The 19743-nt window shown below is 60.2% G+C and carries 18 protein-coding genes; all 18 read left to right on the top strand.

The genetic code is table 11. The annotated features are described in order from the left end of the window. The first annotated feature begins 53 nt into the window (after positions 1–53). The 18 genes from rpsP (at position 54) to Q5Q88_RS03360 (ending at position 19729) form a co-directional block, all read left to right on the top strand. Complete coding sequence (gene rpsP, locus Q5Q88_RS03445; RefSeq protein WP_006721173.1) at positions 54–410, top strand: 30S ribosomal protein S16; 357 nt, start codon at positions 54–56, stop codon at positions 408–410. 2 nt (positions 411–412) lie between these two features. Next, positions 413–724, top strand: a complete 312-nt coding sequence (locus Q5Q88_RS03440) for a KH domain-containing protein (protein ID WP_294158622.1) — start codon at positions 413–415, stop codon at positions 722–724. Then, on the top strand, positions 672–1244 hold the full coding sequence (locus Q5Q88_RS03435) for a ribosome maturation factor RimM (RefSeq protein ID WP_368076129.1): 573 nt from the start codon (positions 672–674) through the stop codon (positions 1242–1244). Before Q5Q88_RS03440 ends, Q5Q88_RS03435 begins: the two co-directional genes overlap by 53 nt. An 18-nt stretch (positions 1245–1262) precedes the next feature. Next, complete coding sequence (trmD, locus tag Q5Q88_RS03430) at positions 1263–2030, top strand: tRNA (guanosine(37)-N1)-methyltransferase TrmD (RefSeq protein ID WP_294122085.1); 768 nt, start codon at positions 1263–1265, stop codon at positions 2028–2030. Next, positions 2030–2587 carry a signal peptidase I gene (gene lepB, locus Q5Q88_RS03425; RefSeq protein WP_302741781.1) on the top strand — a complete coding sequence of 186 codons (558 nt, stop codon included), beginning with the start codon at positions 2030–2032 and terminating at the stop codon, positions 2585–2587. The genes trmD and lepB overlap by 1 nt, the downstream gene beginning before the upstream one ends. 99 nt (positions 2588–2686) lie before the next feature. Further along, positions 2687–3604, top strand: a complete 918-nt coding sequence (locus Q5Q88_RS03420) for a glycine--tRNA ligase subunit alpha (RefSeq protein WP_294158615.1) — start codon at positions 2687–2689, stop codon at positions 3602–3604. Continuing rightward, on the top strand, positions 3605–5695 hold the full coding sequence (gene glyS / locus Q5Q88_RS03415; RefSeq protein ID WP_302741779.1) for a glycine--tRNA ligase subunit beta: 2091 nt from the start codon (positions 3605–3607) through the stop codon (positions 5693–5695). It begins immediately after the preceding gene. A 351-nt stretch (positions 5696–6046) separates the two neighbouring features. Then, complete coding sequence (locus Q5Q88_RS03410; RefSeq protein WP_294122094.1) at positions 6047–7726, top strand: ribonuclease J; 1680 nt, start codon at positions 6047–6049, stop codon at positions 7724–7726. Position 7727: 1 nt separating this feature from the next. Beyond that, a complete protein-coding gene (locus Q5Q88_RS03405) occupies positions 7728–10364 on the top strand; it encodes a DNA translocase FtsK (RefSeq protein WP_302741777.1) in 2637 nt (878 codons plus the stop codon). Then, positions 10365–11729, top strand: coding sequence for a RodZ family helix-turn-helix domain-containing protein (locus Q5Q88_RS03400; protein ID WP_302741775.1), 1365 nt, complete (start codon positions 10365–10367; stop codon positions 11727–11729). A 38-nt stretch (positions 11730–11767) separates the two neighbouring features. Then, the gene (locus Q5Q88_RS03395) at positions 11768–12265 is read left to right on the top strand and encodes a YajQ family cyclic di-GMP-binding protein (RefSeq protein ID WP_294158604.1); all 498 of its coding nucleotides are present in this window, start codon (positions 11768–11770) and stop codon (positions 12263–12265) included. A gap of 9 nt (positions 12266–12274) precedes the next feature. After that, on the top strand, positions 12275–13612 hold the full coding sequence (gene rimO, locus Q5Q88_RS03390; protein ID WP_302741772.1) for a 30S ribosomal protein S12 methylthiotransferase RimO: 1338 nt from the start codon (positions 12275–12277) through the stop codon (positions 13610–13612). Between the two features lie 3 nt (positions 13613–13615). Next, positions 13616–14269: a CDP-diacylglycerol--glycerol-3-phosphate 3-phosphatidyltransferase gene (pgsA, locus tag Q5Q88_RS03385; RefSeq protein ID WP_294122108.1), complete on the top strand. Its 654-nt coding sequence runs from the start codon at positions 13616–13618 to the stop codon at positions 14267–14269. Positions 14270–14365: 96 nt separating this feature from the next. After that, positions 14366–14869, top strand: coding sequence for a CinA family protein (locus Q5Q88_RS03380; RefSeq protein WP_294122110.1), 504 nt, complete (start codon positions 14366–14368; stop codon positions 14867–14869). Between the two features lie 213 nt (positions 14870–15082). Next, the gene (gene recA / locus Q5Q88_RS03375) at positions 15083–16189 is read left to right on the top strand and encodes a recombinase RecA (RefSeq protein WP_302741770.1); all 1107 of its coding nucleotides are present in this window, start codon (positions 15083–15085) and stop codon (positions 16187–16189) included. A 90-nt stretch (positions 16190–16279) separates the two neighbouring features. Beyond that, positions 16280–16867: a regulatory protein RecX gene (locus Q5Q88_RS03370; RefSeq protein WP_302741768.1), complete on the top strand. Its 588-nt coding sequence runs from the start codon at positions 16280–16282 to the stop codon at positions 16865–16867. A 203-nt stretch (positions 16868–17070) separates the two neighbouring features. Beyond that, on the top strand, positions 17071–18630 hold the full coding sequence (rny, locus tag Q5Q88_RS03365) for a ribonuclease Y (RefSeq protein WP_294122116.1): 1560 nt from the start codon (positions 17071–17073) through the stop codon (positions 18628–18630). Positions 18631–18640: 10 nt separating this feature from the next. Continuing rightward, entirely contained in the window at positions 18641–19729 is a 1089-nt protein-coding gene (locus Q5Q88_RS03360; RefSeq protein ID WP_118653879.1) for an ATP-binding protein, read from the top strand. Positions 19730–19743 lie beyond the last annotated feature (14 nt).

Here is a 19743-nt window from a genome sequence, read left to right as displayed (position 1 = left end):
TATTTGTCCTGGTAAGGAATGCAGCGAGAAGCTGCGCAGAAGAAGGAGTTTGCATGGCTGTCAAGATCCGCCTCGCTCGTCATGGTTCCAAGAAGCGTCCGTACTACCGCGTCGTCGTCGCCGATTCCCGCACTCGTCGCGATGGTCGCCCCATCGAGGAGGTTGGCCGTTACAACCCCATGACCACCCCCAAGACCATCTCCCTCGACCTTGAGAAGATCGCCGACTGGCAGTCCAAGGGCGCTCAGCTCACCGACGCCGTCGCCGCTCTGGTGAAGGCCGCCAACGAGGGTGAGAAGGCCGCTGCAGCCCCCAAGAAGTCCAAGAAGCAGCTTGCCAAGGAGGCCGAGGAGGCTGCTCGTAAGGCCGAGGAAGAGGCTGCTGCCGCCGCTGAGGCCACCGAGGAGTAACGGTGTCCGAGGATCTGATCTCCGAGACCTTCGATGACGAGACCGTCGAGTTCGATGAGGGCGAGGAGCTCGTCTCCGATCGCATCGCCGATCTGGTCGAGTATCTGGTCGTCAACATCGTCGATGATGCTGACGGTGTGAGTCTCGAGGTCATCGACGGTGCAAGTTCCTCCACCATTGAGGTGACCGTCTCCGAGGGCGACGTCGCCAAGGTGATTGGGCGTCACGGTCGCACCATCAAGGCCATACGCACGCTCGCGCGTGCCCTCGCCGCTCGACTCGACACTTCCGTCGAGGTCGAGGTCATGGGCTAACGTCGTGCCGGCCTCGTATAAGAACATAGCCCGTGTGGTTCGTCCACATGGCACCAAGGGGGAGGTTCTCGTGGCTCCGCTGCGAGGCCTTCCCTTTTTACTCAGCGAAGGGATGCGCGTCCATCTGACGCCCCCCGCCCTCAAGCGGGAGCGAATCTCGACCGTGGAAGCGGTGTCCGAGACGGCAGATGGCGGCCGCGTGCTCTTTTCTTGCGCGCATGACCTGGATGCCGCCGAGGGTATTGCCGGTTGCTACGTCCTCGCCAGCTGTGCCGATTTCGAACTCGGTCCGCTCGACGCCGCATTCGAAGATCTCGTTGGCCGATTGGTCGTTGACGAGCGCCATGGTTCGCTCGGGCATATCGCCGAAGTCATGGAGACGCCCGCGAATGACGTCTGGGTCGTTGAGGGCCCCGATCATGGCGAGGTCCTGATTCCCGTCATCGATGATGTGGTCAGCACGATTCCGGTGGAGGGCCCCATTTCTGTTCGCGTTATGGACGGTTTGCTCGACCTGTAAATCACGAGGGGAGTGCTCATGCTCATCGAGACCCTCTCGGTCTTTCCCGAGCTTTTCGAACCCTATATGTCCACCTCGATTATGGGACGCGCTCGTTCTCGTGGCCTTTTCGACTTCAAGAGCTACGACCTGCGCGATTGGACGCACGATCGTCACCGCACTGTTGACGATGCGCCCTTTGGCGGAGGTGCTGGCATGCTCATGAAGGTCGAGCCGCTTCACGACGCCATCACCGACATCTCTTCTCGCGGTGATGTCCGTCCGTGCGTGGTATTCTTCACGCCCTGCGGCGTGCCGTTCACCCAGCATGTCGCAGAGCGTCTCTCAAGCGTCGAGCGCATCTTGTTCGTATGCGGTCGCTATGAGGGCATGGACGAGCGTGCTTACGCCCTGGCCGATGAGCGTCTTTCGATTGGCGATTACGTCCTTACGGGCGGCGAGCTTCCCGCGCTTGTGGTGAGTGACGCCATCATCCGTCTTTTGCCGGGCGCCCTCGGCAATGACATGGGAAGCGTCGATGAATCATTTTCCACCTGCGAAGATGGCGGCCTTCTCGAGTATGCCCAGTACACGCGTCCCGCCGACTTCAACGGTAACGCCGTGCCCGAGGTGCTGCTTTCAGGCGACCATGCCAAGGTTGATGCCTGGCGCCGCGCAAGCGCCCTCGAGCGCACGTGCCGGTGGCGTCCCGACCTGATCGAATCCGCACGCCTTACAAATGGCGAGCGCGTGCTCGCCACTGAGCTCATCACACGTTTCCATGGCTCCAAGGCAGGGGAGGCTTAATGTCTGAACGTCGCGGCATATTCTCGACCATCGCCGAATGGGTTGGCGTCTTTCTCATCGCCTTCGCGGTGTTCGCCCTCATTCGCACCTTCGTTTTGTCCCCGTTTACCGTTCCAACTGGGTCGATGGAGCCCACCATACAGGTGGGCGATACCATCTTCGCGCAAAAGCTCACGTTGAACTTGGGGCACGATGTCGAGGACGGCCAGATCGTCGTATTCGAGAATCCAGTTGCCGGCACCGAGCACGATATTCTCGTTAAGCGCGTGATTGCGCAGAGTGGACAGACCGTCGACCTGATCGATGGCGTCGTCTACATCGATGGATCTCCGCTTGATGAGCCCTATGCCCAGGGGTCGAGTTATGAGCTCGTGACCCAGGCGCCTGGCGTCGAGGTGAGTTTTCCCTATACCGTTCCGGATGGCTACATTTGGGTCATGGGTGATAACCGGGAGAATTCTGCCGATTCGCGCTACTTCGGTCCCGCGCCTAAGGAGAACCTCATTGGCATCGCCTTCTTCCGCTATTGGCCGATTGACCGAATTGGAACCTTGTAGCACGTATCGGGGATGCGTCGCAGGTGGCACGCCATATCCGGTAATCCTGCTAAAATAATCACTTGTTTGACCGTACGATTGAAGGGGAGCAACGCCAAGATGAATCCGAATGCGTTGACGTTCCAGGACATGATCCTCAAGCTCGAGGCCTATTGGGCCGGCCACGGCTGCACCGTCATGCAGCCCTATGACTCCGAGGTCGGTGCCGGTACCTTCCATACCGCAACCCTCCTGCGCAGCTTGGGTAAGCAGCCCTGGCGCGCCTGCTATCCGCAGCCCTGCCGTCGCCCCGCCGATGGCCGTTACGGCGAGAATCCCAACCGTATGCAACACTATTACCAGTTCCAGGTGCTCATCAAGCCGAGCCCCGAGAACTCCCAGGAGCTGTATCTCGATTCCCTCACCGCCATCGGTCTCGACCCTGCCGAGCATGACGTGCGCTTCGTCGAGGATGACTGGGAGAGCCCGACGCTCGGTGCCTGGGGTCTGGGCTGGGAGGTCTGGCTCGATGGCATGGAGGTCACGCAGTTCACGTACTTCCAGCAGGTTGGCGGCATTGAGTGCGATCCGGTGCCCGTCGAGATCACCTACGGTCTCGAGCGTATCGCCATGTACGCGCAGGGCGTCACAAGCGTGTACGACCTTGTGTGGAGCTACCTGCCCGATGGTACGCCCATGACCTACGGTGACGTTTTTCTCGAGAACGAGCGCGAGTTCTCCGCGTACAACTTCGAGATTGCAAACATCGAGATGATGCGTCAGAAGTTCGATGATTTCGAGGCCGAGTGCCACAGCTGCCTCGATGCCAAGCTTCCGCTGCCTGCGTACGACTGCGTCATGAAATGCTCGCACAGCTTCAACATCCTCGATGCACGCGGTGCGCTTTCGGCAACTGAGCGCGCAGCCTATATCCTGCGTGTGCGTACGCTTGCCAAGGCGTGTTGTGAGTCGTATCTCGCCGAGGTCGCCGGTGATGCCGCCGTCGAGGCTTCCAATCAGAAGGGGGAGGTGGCGTAAATGGCCGGTACCCGTGATTTCCTATTCGAGCTTGGCGTCGAAGAGATGCCCTCCGCTCCGCTCAACAACGCCGTCAAGCAGCTCAAAACCCTGATTTCCAAGGGTCTGGACGATGCTGGACTGGCCCATGGTGACGTTCGCATCATTTCTTCGCCGCGTCGTCTCGCTGCATTGGTGTTAGACGTCGCCGAGGCGACGGAGGAGATTCACTCCGTTCTCCGCGGGCCTTCCGCAAAGATCGCATTCGACGCCGAGGGAAATCCCACCAAGGCGGCCGAGGGTTTTGCCCGCAAGAATGGCATGACCGCCGCGGAGCTCGTCCGCCGCGAGGACGCAGACGGCACCGAGTACGTCTTCGCTGAGCAGAACACGCCTTCCGAGCCCGCTGTTCCGATTCTTACCCGCGTGTGCGAGGATCTCATCCCTGCCATTCAGTGGCCTAACTACCGTAGCCAGCGGTGGGGGAGCGAGCATGCCACGTTCGTGCGTCCGGTGCGTTGGATCTGCTGCCTGTTCGGAGAGGAGGTCGTACCCGTCTCCTTTGCCGACGTGAAGAGCGGCTCCACCACGCGCGGTCATCGCGTTTTGTCGCCTGGTGAGCACGTTGTTTCCAGCGCCGCGTCCTACGAGCAGGTTCTCGAAGCGGCGCATGTGCTCTCGGCCGAGCGCCGTGAGGAGGTCATCCGCGCTGGTATCGCTCGTGTCGAGGACGAGCTCGGCGTGCGTGTGGACACGCCCACGAAAATCTTCGATGAGGTTGTGAACCTCTGCGAGTGGCCCACGGTTCTGGTTGGCCATTTCGACGAGGAGTTCCTCGCCGTGCCCTCCGAGATCATCTGCGAGTCTATGCTCTCCAACCAGCGTTATTTCCCCACCTACGATGCGGAGGGTAAGCTCACCCGCGCTTTTGTGGTCGTCTCGAATGCCGATCCGGCCGTGAGTGAAACGGTTGTCGACGGCAACGAGCGTGTGGTGCGCGCCCGTCTGTACGATGCAAAGTTCTTCTACGACGAGGACCTCAAAATCGATCTTGAGGAGTTCCGTGCTCGCCTGGCAAACGTTGGTTTCCAAAAGAAGCTCGGTACGGTCCTGCAAAAGTCCGACCGTATGGAGGACCTGGCGCTCGCCATCGCCAACGAGGCGCATTTGGGCGCGCATGCCGCCTCCGATGCCCAGCGTGCCGCTCATCTCGCTAAAGCCGACCTGGTCTCCTCGGCTGTTGTCGAGTTCACGAGCCAGCAGGGCGTGATGGGCGGGTACTACGCCACCGCCGCGGGTGAGGAGCCTGCTGTCGCCGCTGCGATTCGCGATCATTACCGTCCGCGTTTTGCCGGAGACGAGCTGCCCGAAGGTATCGCCGGATGCGTTGTCGCCGTGGCCGACAAGCTCGACACCATCGCGGGCATGTTCGCCATTGGCGAACCGCCCACCGGCTCCAAGGACCCCTTCGCGCTTCGTCGTTCCGCAATCGGCGTGCTGAACATCCTTCGTGATCGTTTGGGCTGCGGCTACGAGGCGATTGTCGAAGCTGCGCTCGATGGGTACTTGGAGCAGGGACTTGCATTCGACAAGGACGAGGTGGAAGCTTCCGTGTGCGCCTTCATTAAGGGTCGCATGGAGCAGATGGTCCGCGATGAGAAGGTCTCCGCCGATACCGTCGCCGCCGTTTCCGCTGGCAGCGTCACTGTGCCTGCGCAGTACTTCCAGCTCGCCCACGCCCTTGAGGACGCCCGTGCCAACGATCGCGAGGCGTTTGACAACCTCGCCACCGCCTATGCCCGCGCCGCCCATCTTGCCGATGCCGTGCTTGGCAGCGAGGTCGATTCCGCGCTGATGGGCGATGCTGAGAGAGTCTTGCTCGAGGCCACGGATGCCACCCAGGCCAACGTCGATGTGGCACGGTCCGCCAAGGACTTCACTGCGGTAATCGCCGCTCTTGCGGCCCTGCGCGAGCCTATCGATGCGTTCTTCGACGAAGTTATGGTCATGGATGAGGATGAGGCCTTGCGTGCAAACCGCCTGCGCCTCCTCAACCGCTTTGAATCGGTCTTCGCCGGCATCGCCAACATCGGCGAGATGGCCCGCAAGTAGCGATTAGCTGGGTCTGATCCCGTCGCTCCGCCCTCGTACCTATCATTCCGTGCTCAAACAGCACTTGCGCGAACTGCGCGCGGAATGATAAGTGCGAGGGCGGAGCTCTGACAATTCACTCTCAATCAATTGTGATTTGATGTGATGATTGAGGTGAAAGCTTTTCGGTACCCCTCCCGGTCCTGGAGGGGCGTAGTTCTTTTGGTGGACTTTTGTCCTGCCGTTGCAAGCCCGTTACAATAAAACGGGATGCGCCGGACCTCTCGAACCGACGTTGGTTATTTAGACCAGTACGATGGGTGCGCCCCATCGTTTTTGTATGAAGCTCAAACGAAAGGAAACAATTCGCTTATGGCAAACAACAAGAAGACCTCTTCTGCCGCGCTCAAGGTCATTCCCCTGGGCGGCCTTGACGGTATTGGCAAGAACATGACCGCCTTCGAGTGCGGTGAGGACATGGTTCTTATCGACGCGGGCCTCATGTTCCCCGACGACAATCAGCCCGGTATCGACCTGGTCCTGCCCGACTACACCTATGTACTCGAGAACGAGCACAAGCTGCGTGGCATCATCGTCACGCACGGCCACGAGGACCATACCGGTGCCCTGCCGTATCTTCTCCAGGACCTCAACACCAAGGTCCCCATCTTCTCGAGCAAGCTCACGCTCGGCTTCATCGAGGGAAAGCTCTCCGAGTTTCGCATCCGCGCGCCCAAGTTCCGTGAGGTCAAGGGCGGCAGCCATGTCAACCTCGGCTGTTTCTCGATCGAGTTCTTCTCAACGACGCACTCCATTCCCGGCGCGCTCGGCGTGTTTCTCAAGACGCCGGCGGGCACCGTGGTGCATACGGGAGACTTCAAGCTCGACCAGACGCCCATCGACGGTGTGACGCCCGACTATGGCGCCATCGCCCGCTTTGGTAAGCAGGGCGTCGATCTGTTGCTGTCCGACTCCACCAACGCCACGGTCCCTGGTTTCACCAAATCCGAGGCGGAGGTCGGCCCCTCGCTGCTGCATATCATCAAGAACGCCAAGGGACGTGTGTTCGTCGCGTCCTTCTCGAGCCATATCCATCGTCTGCAGCAGATTTGCAACGCCGCCAAGAAGTGCAACCGCAAGATCGTGGTCACGGGTCGCTCCATGCTCACGAACACGCGCGTCGCCCGTGAGCTCGGGTACCTAAACGTTGACGAGCACGACCTTGTCGATGCTTTCGACATCAATGGTCTGCCCGAGGATAAGATCGTGGTCATGTGCACCGGCTCCCAGGGCGAGCCGCTCTCGGCGCTTTCCCGCATGGCCAACGGCGAGCACAAGACGCTCTCCATCCATGAGGGCGATACGGTGATCATCTCCGCAACGCCTGTCCCCGGCAATGAGAAGGCCGTTCAACAGGTCGTCAACAGCCTCGCAAAGCTCGGCTGCGACGTGTACGACAAGAGCCGTGCGCTGGTGCATGTCTCCGGCCATGCGAGCCAGGAGGAGCTCAAGCTCATGCTGGCGCTCACCAAGCCCACCTTCTTCATGCCCGTGCACGGTGAGGCCGTGCACCTGCGCGCGCACGCCGCCCTCGGCCAGAAGATGGGCATTCCGTCCAAGAACATCTTCGTCGTCGATAACGGCGATACGCTCGAGATGCGCGATGGCCGCGTCAAGCGCGGGCGCGCCGTCGAGTCCGGCGTCGTGTACGTCGATGGACTCCGCATTGGCGACACCGATCCCATCGTGCTGCGCGACCGTCAGAAACTGGCAAGCGATGGCATGGTCACCGTCGTCGCCATGCTCGATATGAAGCGCAAGAAGATCGGCGATCTCGAGTTCTCTGGACGCGGTGTCTCGTTCCCCATCGATGACCAGTTCTCCGCCGACGCCTCCGCCGCCATCCAGCGCGCGATCGAGAAGGGTTCGTTCAACTTCTCCAGTTCGGGTACGGATGCCATCCGCAAGGCTGTCCGCGACGCGTTATCCAATTTCATCTGGAACAACAATCGCACGCGGCCGATGATCATTCCGGTCGTCATGGAGGTGTAGGTTGCCTCGCGCAAACGCAGCCACGAACAAAAAGGGAGGTGCCGCGGGCAAGCGCGCCGGTGCCAAGCAACCGTCGCGCAACCTTCGCGCGAATGGTTCGAAGGCGGCCGTGCAAGAGCCCGCCTTCGAGCCGTTGATGGATTCATCCGTCGGTCGCGATATCACGGGGATCGTGCTCGCGGTCGTCGCCGTCGTATCCTTCATCGCCGTCGTCTCGCCCTCTTCGGCACCCGTCTCGCACGCAATAGCCAGTTTTTACCACCTCGGTTTCGGCCTTGGTGCCTATGTGCTGCCGTTTGTACTCCTCATGTTCGCCGGCGGTCTATTCTTGCGTGAGAAGACCCCGCTGAATGTGCGCACGCTCGCCGGCGGCGGGCTTATGTTCGTCTGTGTGCTTTCCATGCTTTCGCTTATGGTTCCTGGAACCGATTACGCAACCGCCGGCATGTTCGAGACCGCCGCGCTTATTACGTCCGGTGGCTATCTAGGTGCATTCATCGCCAGCGCGCTTCAAGCCGCGCTCGGCAAGACGATCTCGATGGTGGTCCTGGTCGGCCTCGTCATCGTCGGCCTTGTGATAATTGGGTTCTCCGTGAGTTCCTTTTTCGAGATGGCCGCAGACCGTGCGCGGAGACTCGCCGAGCGCCGTCGTGTGGATGTGAATGACATGCCGTGGGGCGAGGACGCCGAGCACGCCCAGGCCCAGCGTCGCATGCCTTCCTCCCGCGGTGGTGCTGCAGCCGATCAACAAACGCTTTTCGATGATCTCGATACTGCCGAGACCACGTTCTTGGGCGCGCGCGAGACGAGTGTGCTTCGCCCGCCCGTCGATGACGAGGTTGATGAAGACCCCTTCGTCGATGTGAGTGAGCAGGTCGCCGCAGAGCAGGCCAAAACGACGCTCATTCCCGTTCGTGACACGTTCATCGATGAGAAGCGGGACTGCGAACCGGACGCCGCAGCCGATGATGCCTCCGACGCCGTCGATCCCGAAATTCCGCCGTTCGATGCGGCGGATACTCCGAAGGGGCCGGCAATTCCCGAGTTCCTCAGGAACGCCAACGCTTCTGCTGACAGCCCAAAGCAGGCCGCCATGTCTTCCGTGCGTGACGCCTCGGACGATACCGCCACGGCAGAGGGAGAGTTGCAGCTGCCTCCGCTCAGCATGCTGCGCCATAATCCTCATTCCGCATCTTCCGCTTCGTCTGAGGGGGAACTTGAGCAGACTGCCAACTCCCTGCAGTCCACCCTCAACGAGTTCGGCCTTCATTCCCGCGTTGTCGGTTGGATATCGGGCCCTACTGTCACCACCTTCAAGGTGCAGCCCGGTGAGGGAGAACGCGTGAGCCGTATCTCCAATCTCGAGGACGATATCGCGCTGTCGCTCGCCGCCCAATCGGTCCGCATCTTCGCCCCGATTCCCGGCACCTCGCTCGTGGGCATCGAAATTCCCAACGCGAAACGGCAAAACGTCAATCTCGGCGACGTGCTGCCTTACGTCCAGGGTGGTCCGCTCGAGCTCGCGATCGGTAGAGATGCCGAGGGCCAGCCCATCGTGGCCGACCTCGCCAAGATGCCCCATCTGCTCATCGCGGGTACCACGGGCTCTGGTAAGTCCGTGATGATCAACTCCATTATCATGGCCCTGCTCATGCGTAGCTTGCCCGAGGATGTGCGCCTGATCATGGTCGATCCTAAGCGCGTGGAGCTATCCGGCTACAATGGGTTGCCGCACCTGTATGTTCCCGTCGTGACGGAGCCCAAGCAGGCGGCGAGCGCCCTGCAGTGGGCGGTGTCCGAAATGGAGCGGCGCCTCAAGGTGTTTGAGCGCCTGGGGGTCCGCAAGATCTCGACGTTCAATGAGAAGCAAGCGGCGGGAGCATTCGAGCATTACGACAATCCGCCTGCCAAGATGCCTTATCTCGTCATCATCATCGACGAGCTCTCCGATCTCATGATGGTGGCTGGCAAGGACGTCGAGGCTTCGATTGTCCGCATCGCCCAGCTCGGACGCGCGGCGGGTATCCACCTCATCGTCGCCACGCAGCGCCCCAGCTCAAACGTCGTGACGGGCCTCATCAAGGCGAACATCACGAATCGCATCGCGTTCAATGTCGCGACGGGAATCGACAGTCGCGTCATCATCGACCAGATGGGTGCCGAAAAGCTCACCGGTTACGGCGATATGTTGTTCTCCAAGGTTGATTGGGGCAAGCCCAAGCGTATCCAAGGCTGCTTCGTATCGGACGATGAGATCAACAGTGTCGTCGAATTCGTCAAGGAGCAGGGCGCGCCCGACTATCACGAGGAGATCCTCTCTGCAGTCGCCCCGGCGACGATGTCCGGCGGCGGGGGAGGATTTTATAACGAGGCCCCGAGCGAAGATGACCCCCTGCTATGGGATGCGGCACAGATCGTCGTCGAGACCCAGCTCGGCTCGACCTCCGGTCTGCAGCGTCGTCTCAAAGTAGGATATGCCCGTGCTGGGCGCATCATGGATATGCTTGAAGAGAAGGGCATCGTCGGGCCACCCGATGGGTCTAAGCCTCGCGAGGTCCTTTACGACGAGGAGGGGCTTGCGGCTCTTCGCGCCGTCGAGGAACCCTTGAGCGAAGATGAGATTTTTGGAGGGATGTAAATGAGCCGTCATTTCGGCGACATGCTTCTAGAGCGCCGTCGTCAGATGGGCGCCTCAATCCAGCAGGTCTCCAATATCGTAAAAATTCGTCCGCAGATCATAGAGTACTTCGAAACGGAGAATTTCGCCGCCATGCCCCCGCGCGGGTATGCCCAGGGGATGATCTCGAGCTATGCCCGTTATCTCGGTCTCAACCCGCGTGACGTCATCGAGGCGTATTTCGATGCGCTTCATGAGTATGAGCACGGTGGTGGGAGCGTGGGACGTTTCCAGGATGCCGCCGCAGATGCCAGCCCGCGTAGCTCGAACGCATCGGGCAGGTATATGATGGTCAACTCGACGACGACATCGCGTTTTGCACAGCGACCGCCGCAAGCGGGGTATGTGTCCGAGGCCAATTCATCGCATGAACCCCTGTCCTCTTCACGGTTGCGACCGGCCACCAGCCGCCGTCCCTCACCGGATAGGGGATATGACCCCTCGCTTCGTTCTCGCACGAATGGAAGGGAGGGTGCCTACGGGCCCGGTGGCCGTTCGTCCGACGGGATGGCGCCGTGTGGCGGTCGCCGCCCGCGATATGCCGGCGACCCGCGCGATCCGCGCAGGGCGGCATATGGTCAGCAACGCAATCGTTCCGATTCGTATGGCGATCCCCGTCGAGGGAATGGGGCGCGTGGGGGCGGAAGGCCTCCGCGTTCCGGTGGCGCTCCGCACCGCGCCCCCCAGCCTTCATTCGATCCACGCATCCTCTTGGCTGCTGGTGCCATCCTGCTGGTCTTGATCGTTCTTTGCGTGACTCTTCTCCTACGTGGGTGCACGCCCAAGGAAGATGCGAAGGCGGGTTCGAGTGCGCCGAGCACCTCCCAGGTCGATACGGGTCAAGACGACGGCACTGAGGACACGTCCTCTTCTGATTCCAAGGCGGGCGCCTCTCAGGACTCAGAAGGCGGCGACATGACAGATGGCAAAGATTCCGCGAGTAGCGAGCCCACGGAGACGGTCGTGAAGGTCGCGCTCAAGGAAAAGGGCACGGTTGCCTGGGTCGAAGTCAAGCTCGATGGCAAGATCGTCCTCGGCAAGCAGGTCGTTGGCCCCTTTGAGCAGGAGTTCACCGTATCCAGCCAGATCGACATCACCACGGATTCCCCGAGTGACGTTGCCGTTTACAAGAACGGGGAGAAAGTCCGCTACGATACCAAGGTGTCCGGTGTCGGGAAGGTGTCCATCACCGCTCCCCAAACGGATGAATCCGACGAGAAGGTCATCGACAGCGATGGAGACGGCACGCCAGACATGACCGCAGCGGAGGCTAAAGAGGCGGGCATCACCGTTTCCGATGGCAGTTCTTCCAGCGAGTCGCAGTAACCCCGCCCGAACGGGCGCATGAGATAAGGAGCCGCACCATGGCAAAAGATTCCAGCTTCGACGTCGTTTCCGAAGTCAATATGCAGGAGGTCGACAACGCCTTCCAGCAAACCTCACGCGAACTTGCACAACGCTACGATCTGAAGGATTCGGGTGCCACAATCGAGCTTTCCAAGGCCGACAAGCTCTTTACGCTCAACGCACCCGCGGATTTCGTCGCTCGACAGATCATCGATGTGCTTTCGGGCAAGCTCATTAAGCGCGGCGTCGACGTCAAGGCGGTCAAGTGGGATGATCCCCAGGCGGCTTCCGGTGGCTCCGTCCGTCTCCTCGGCCATATCGTCGAGGGAATCGACCAGACGACTGCCAAGAAGATCAACAAAGACATCAAGGACCAGAAGCTCAAGGTCAAGGTCACCATTGAGGCCGATAAACTTCGCGTCTCGAGCGCCTCGAAGGATGCCCTCCAGCAGGTCATCGGCTTTTTGCGCAATCAGGACTATGGCCAGCCGCTTCAGTTCACCAACTATCGTTAGGACCATGTGATGGCTCACGCCTCTATTCTTTACATCACGCTCGGCTGCGCCAAGAACGAAGTCGACACCGACCGTATGCGCTCGCTTTTAAACGGTGCGGGCTACGAGGAGGTGTTCGAGGCCGCAGACGCCGATGCGGTCATCATCAACACGTGCTCGTTCCTCGCCTCGGCCACGTCTGAGAGCATTGAGACCACGTTGGCGCTCGCCGAGGATGTCGCCGATGGCGTCCGCGACACAAGGATCGTCATGTGCGGCTGCGTTCCCTCTCGATACGGCGACGAGCTTCCCGAAGAGCTGCCGGAGGTTGCCGCGTTCGTCCGCACCGATGAGGAGGACGGAATCGTCGCTGTCATGGACGAAGTCCTTGGCATCGAGCGCGATTCGCTTCCGTTCATTCCTACGGTCAAGCGCACGGTGGAGAGCGCCGTCGCCTACGTCAAGATCTCCGATGGCTGCGATCGCTTCTGCAGCTTCTGCGCGATTCCCTATATCCGCGGTCGGTACAACTCTCGTACGGCTGAGAGCATTCTCGCCGAAGTTCGCGACCTCGTTGCGGGCGGTGTGCGCGAGATCGTACTGATTGGCCAGGATACGGGCATCTGGGGGAGCGATTTTACGGGAGAGGTCGAAGGGCCTGCCAACTTGGCCCAGCTCATGGTCGCCGTCGCAGAGGCTGTTCGTCCCCATCATGTTTGGGTGCGCGTGCTCTATCTGCAGCCCGAGGGGATGACGGATGAGCTCGTTGCTGCCATTCGCGATACGCCCGAGATCTTGCCGTACATCGATATTCCCGTGCAGCACTGCAATGCGCGCATTCTGAAGGCGATGCACCGGAGCGGCTCGACGGAAGAGCTTTCCAAGTTGTTCGCAACGCTGCGCTCCCAGATTCCCGGCATGGTCATCCGCACCACAAGCTTGGTCGGCTTCCCTGGTGAGACCGACGAGGAGGCTGAGGAGATGCTCGCCTTCATGGACCGAGAGGGCTTTGATTACACGAGCGTTTTTCCGTATTCGCCCGAGGAAGGTACGCGCGCTGCGAAGATGGAAGGCCAGGTTCCCGAAGACATTAAGCTCGAGCGCACGCAGGCTGCCATGGACCTTGCCGAGTCTCTCGGCTTTGCCGCGACCGCTGCGCGTGTGGGCGAGGTCGCCGAGGTCATCGTCGATGGTATCGAGGAGACCGATGAAGGCCCCGAGCTCATCGGCCACGCGTGGTTCCAGGCCCCCGACTCCGATGGCGCGGTCCATCTCGAGGTGTCCGAGGCTGCCGTGGGCGATATTCTAAAGGTAAGGTTTACCGACAGTTTCTGCTATGAGCTCGTCGGAGAGGTCGTTGAGGAGTAGCGCATGGCCGTAAACGCCAAGGGCAAGGAGATCACGAGCATCTGGACGCCCGCCAATGTCATCACCTGCGTGCGCATCGTGTTCATACCGCTGTTCATGATCGCGAGCGAGGCTTCGTTCAGCGCCATGCAGGGGTCTAACGGTTCCGCCTCGACCGCTGCTGCCACCTGGGCATTTTTCGCGTTCGCTCTATACTTGATTTTGAGTGCCACCGACAAGGTCGACGGCGATTTGGCTCGCAAGCGCGGCGAGGTTACCGATTTCGGTAAGTTCCTCGATCCCATCGCGGACAAGCTCCTCGTGTTCTCCGCGCTTCTTATCTTGCTGGAGCACGGCTTCGTGAATGTGTGGTTCGTCTTCATCATCTTGCTGCGTGAATTCTTGGTCAGCGCCCTTCGTATGGTGGCGAGCGCCAACGGCGAGGTCATCGCAGCGGATAAGCTCGGTAAATGTAAGACCGCCGTTACCATGGTGTCACTGTGCGCCTTCCTGCTTGCCATCGCTCTGACGTTCTGGACCTCTCCGGCTGGTGTTTCGCAGGTCGCCCTCATAGTCCAGATTGTTGCCAGGGCTACAATGGTAGCTGCCGTGGTACTCACCGTCGTTTCGGGTGCCCAGTACTTCTGGAACGCCCGCCACGTGATTTTCCGCGTGTAGGACTGCTGTCTAAGATTTGATGTGATTCGCCCTGTGCCCTCTTGTGGGCGCGGGGCGAATCACATGAGCGGTCCTTTGTCATCGAAAGGAAGGGTCATGGATAGACTCACGCTGGATCGAGAAATCGTCGACCGTGCTCAAGAATTGGTTGAGAAGGCGACCGCGCGGGGTGTGACGGTCGCGACGGCCGAGTCGTGCACGGCGGGCATGGTCGCCTCGAGCATCGCGGGGATACCCGGTGCCAGCACCGTGCTTCGCGGTGGCGCGGTCACGTATTGCGATGAGGTCAAGCATCGCGTGTTGGGCGTTCCCTGCGAGGTGCTCAAGGAGTTCACGGCCGTGAGCGAACCGTGCGCCCGCGCGATGGCGGAAGGTGCCCGGTCCCTTTTCGATGCGGATATTGCTGTCAGCCTTACGGGGTATGCCGGCCCCGGTGGGGGAACCGAGGACGACCCCGCCGGTACCGTATATATCGGAGTATGCGATCGCGGGGCGACACGCTGTGTGCGCTGTTCGTTCGAGGGCGACCGCAATGAGGTACGCGCACGTGCCGCGCTGTTTGCGCTGGATGAGTTGATCAACTGCTGCTCGTATATGTGAATTACGAGGTCTTTTGACTGCCCATAGCCTCGAGTTGACGTCTGGTCGCGCTGCCCTACCTGCCGTTGTGAGAAGTCACGCCATTTCGTGTCAGGCCGCAGTCGGAACATGCCCTGCGATCTGTCGGATGCACCGCATATGATTTCCTCAGATGGTATTGACCACGAACATCCGTTCGCGTACTATCAAACCATACAACATCAAGGAGGATCAATGGCCAAGAACTCAGGGCCGGCGCGCGTGATCCACGAGCGCACCACGGGCAAAGAGCGTGAGAAGATGATCGAGGTCACCAAGGCTGAGATCGTGAAAAAATTTGGAGATGGCTCCATTATGCGGTATGGGGACGGGGGTCCCGAACTCGAGGTGGAGGCGATCCCGACGGGTGCCCTCGCGCTCGATGCCGCTTTGGGCATCGGAGGCGTTCCGCGCGGACGCATCGTGGAGATATACGGTCCCGAATCTTCCGGTAAGACCACGCTATCCCTTGAGATTCTCGCCGAAGCGCAGGCGATGGGCGGCGTTGCCGCGTTCATCGACGCCGAGCACGCTCTCGATCCCACGTACGCCGCGCGCATCGGCGTCGATATCGACGAGGTTCTGATATCTCAGCCCGATACGGGCGAGCAGGCACTTGAAATCTGCGACATGCTCGTTCGCTCGGGTGCGATCGACGTCGTGGTTATCGACTCCGTCGCCGCGCTCGTGCCGCGTGCCGAGATCGAGGGCGAGATCGGTGAGACCACGGTTGGCTTGCAAGCGCGTCTGATGAGCCAGGCTCTGCGTAAGCTCGCAGGCTCCCTTGCGAAGTCGAACACGACGTGCATCTTCATCAATCAGTTGCGCGAGAAAATCGGCGTCATGTTTGGTAATCCTGAGACGACGACGGGTGGTCGCGCGCTCAAGTTCTTCTCGAGTGTTCGCATCGATATCCGTCGTATCGAGAGTATCAAGGTCAAAGATGAGATCGTGGGCAACCGTGTGCGTGCCAAGGTCGTGAAGAACAAGGTCGCCGCGCCGTTCCGCACCGCCGAGTTCGACATCATGTATGGAACCGGCATCTCCAAAGAGGGCTCCGTTTTGGATATGGCGGTCCAATATGAGATCGTCAGCAAGTCAGGTGCCTGGTATACCTATGATGGCGATCGTCTGGGTCAAGGCCGCGAAGCCGCAAAAGATAAGCTCCGCAAGAACCCTGAGCTCATGAATGAGCTCGATCATAAGGTTCGCGTTATGTGCGGTCTCGAGTTTGAGGATGAGCCCGTGGGTACGATTGTCGAGCAGGACGGGGATGTCCAAGTCGCCCCTGAGACTTTGTAGCGCCCCCATATGTCATTGCTCATGTCCGAAATCGAGGTGCGCCTTCCCGATCGAAAGCGCGCCTCGAGTTCGTTTTCACCAAGAAAGCCCATGGCGGAAGTGCATTGCCATATGGAGAATGGGAGCACGCGTGAGATTGTCGTCCCCGTTCGCGTGGGTCGGATTCTCATGGGTGATCCCATTGCGCTTCCCCTTGAGGAAGACCAAGCCTTCGATGCCATCCACGATCTTGAGCGGCGCGTCTGCTTTACGCTCATGACCGAAATGCTCTCGCGTCGTGATTACGCCTCGGGCGAGCTGCACGACAAGCTGAAACTCTACGGGTATCGGGATGAGGAGATCAACGCATGCATCGAGCGGGCCTCTCGGCTCAGGTTCATCAATGACGCCCGCTTCGCTACTTATTTCATTGAGGAGCGAAAGCGGCGCGGGTGGGGGAGGTCCAAGATAGAACGAGAGCTTTCGCTCCGTGGTGTTTCGCGCGATGATATCCCTGGCTACCCCGACGAGTTCTTTTCCGAAGAGGACGATGTCGAGCGCGCCCTCGGGCTTTTGGAACGCAAAACCATACCCGAAGCGCGTGCCTTCGAAAAGCTCGTTCGGCACCTCATGGGTAAGGGCTTCTCCTACTCCGTCGCCGCCTGCGCCGCTCGTCTGCGAATGGATGCCGAAGACTGAGCACGCTTTTGACAATTCCCCTGCTTCAACGTAGGATAGATACGTCATTTGTTTGCTATGCGCTCATCCTCGGTGATGAGATTGACGATATCTTCTATCGGAACGATTTCATATCCCCTTTGGTGGACCATATCCTGCAAATGTCCCGCGTCGTGCTTTTGCCGGCGTTGGTTTTCGCACTTGAATCACTTTAAGGAGTCGTCATGCCCGTTGAGTCCATACTCGTCGGCGCCGTCTGCCTTATTCTTGGTGTCGTTGTGGCCGTCATGGTCATGCGCAACTCCAAGAACGGCAGCGTTCGCGAGGCAGAGTCAAAGATCCAGAGCGCGCACAGCGAGGCCGAGCAGGTCGTCGCCGATGCCAAGCGCACCGCCGAGACCCTCAAGAAAGAGGCCCTGCTCGAAGCCAAGGAGGAGATCCTCCAGAGCAAGCAGGCCGCCGAGGCAGAGGACGCCCAGCGCAAAAAGGAGATTCGCGTTCTGGAAAACCGCGTAATGCAGCGTGAGGAGTCCCTTGATCGGCGCAACGACGCCCTCGACAAGCGCGAGCATCAGCTTTCCAGCCAGCAGGGCCAAATCGACAAGCGCTCCCGTGAGCTTGAGGAACTCTTCGCTCGCCAGACAAGTGAGCTTGAGCGTATCTCGGAGCTCACGCGCGATGACGCGCATGCCGAGCTGCTCGACAAGGTCCGCGGCGAGGTCACGCATGAGGCCGCTACGATCATTCGCGAGTCCGAGCAGAAGGTCAAGGCCGAGTGCCATAAGACCGCTCAGGAAATCATTTCTCTCGCCATCCAGCGTTGCGCTTCCGACCACACCGCAGAGGTGACGGTCACGTCTGTGCACATTCCCTCTGATGACCTCAAGGGCCGCATCATTGGCCGCGAGGGCCGCAATATCCGTACGTTCGAGCAGGTGTCCGGCGTCAATCTCGTCATTGACGATACGCCTGAAACCGTCGTACTCTCCAGCTTCGATCCCGTTCGTCGTGAGACGGCACGCGTGGCACTGGAGAATCTCATCGCCGATGGCCGCATTCATCCGGCCCGTATCGAGGAGATGTACCAGAAAGCCGCAGACCTCGTTCAGCAGCGTGTGCGCGAGGCAGGCGAGCAGGCTGCCTTCGACATGGGCATTCACGACCTGCATCCCGAGATCGTCAAGACGCTCGGTGCCCTTCGCTACCGCACGTCCTTTGGACAAAACGTGCTGCGCCATTCGCTCGAGGTCGCCGATCTGTGCGCCATCATGGCCGCAGAACTCGGCGTCGATGTCCTGACCGCTAAGCGTGCCGGCCTGTTGCACGACCTGGGCAAAGCCATCGACCACGAGGTTGAGGGCCCGCACGCGGTTATCGGCGCCGAGCTCGCGCGCCGTTACGGCGAGAAGCCCGCGATCGTCCACGCCATCGAGGCACATCATGGCGATACCGATCCCAATACGGTCCTCGACGTCCTCGTTCAGGCAGGTGACGCCATTTCGGCGTCTCGCCCTGGGGCACGCCGTGAATCCGCTGAGAACTACATCAAGCGTCTTGAGAAGCTGGAGGAGATCGCCAACTCTCATGACGGCGTCGAGCGCACTTACGCCATGCAGGCGGGCCGCGAGGTCCACGTCATGGTCCAGCCCGACAAGGTCTCCGACGCCGAATCGACTGTCTTGGCTCACGACATCGCCCAGCAGATCGAAGAGGAGATGGAGTATCCCGGCCAGGTTCGCGTTGTCGTGATCCGCGAGAGCCGCGCCATCGATATCGCCAAGTAGGCTGAACCTTATGGCAGACGGTAACGACCTCATCTCATTTATCGCCTCCATGTCGGGAGAGGGCAATCTTCGTGTTGAGGAGAATCTCGGTGATGGCTTCGTGCGCCTGCGGGTTTCCGAAGCGGAGCGTCGCCAGGCGAAGCACGATATCCAGCATGTTGAGGACATCGTCGTCGAGATGCTTCGCAATGCCCGTGATGCAGGTGCCAAGTCGATTTACGTCGCTACTATGAAGGAGGAGGGTGCTCGCACCCTCCTTTTCCTCGACGATGGTTCCGGTGTCCCCACTGAGATGCGGGAACGAATCTTCGACGCTCGCGTCACGTCAAAGCTCGAGTCCATGAAAATGGACCGATGGGGCGTTCATGGTCGCGGTATGGCCCTCTTCTCCATTCGCCAGAACACCCGGTCTTCCCGCGTGGTTGCTTCCGGAGTGAACCTCGGATCCTCCTTCTGCATTGTCGCCGATACCAACACGCTTCCCGAGCGCGCCGATCAGTCGACATGGCCCCAGACCGCAAAAGACGAGCAAGGTGTCCTTGCATGTGTGCGTGGCCCCCACAACATCGCCCGCGCGGTTTGCGAGTTCGCCTGTGAAGAGTTACACGACTGCGATGTCTATCTTGGCTCTCCGACTGAGATCGCCGCGACGCTGTACGCCCACGCACTTTCGCGCGTGGATACTACGCGACTTCTCTTCATCGATTCCGAGGATCGTCTCCCGGTCGTTGACCGGTTGGCCTGTGCCGCCGACGCGTCAGATTTCATACGTATCGCAGCATCTGTTGGCATCGAGATCTCCGAGCGAACTGCTCATCGCATTCTCGGCGGCTCGATCCCCTCTCTTCGTAGCGTCGCTTCGCGCCTATTACGTGAGAAGACGGACTCCGCTCACACTCCGGCACCGGTCGATCTTGCTCGCGACAGGCGAGGCCTTAAAATCGCCCAGGATGACCTTGCCTCATTCTCGCGCAGCATGGAGAGGGAGTTCTCGGAACTCGCGTCTCGCTATTACCTCACGCTCGTACACGATCCCAAGATCCGGGTTACGCGCGATCGCATTACCGTCACCTTCGATATCGGCAAGGATGAGACCTGACGGTCCACCTGCTT

This window comes from uncultured Collinsella sp. (assembly GCF_959026545.1).
In the GTDB taxonomy this organism is placed as follows: Bacteria; Actinomycetota; Coriobacteriia; order Coriobacteriales; family Coriobacteriaceae; genus Collinsella.
This window is presented reverse-complemented; position numbering and strand designations above follow the sequence as displayed.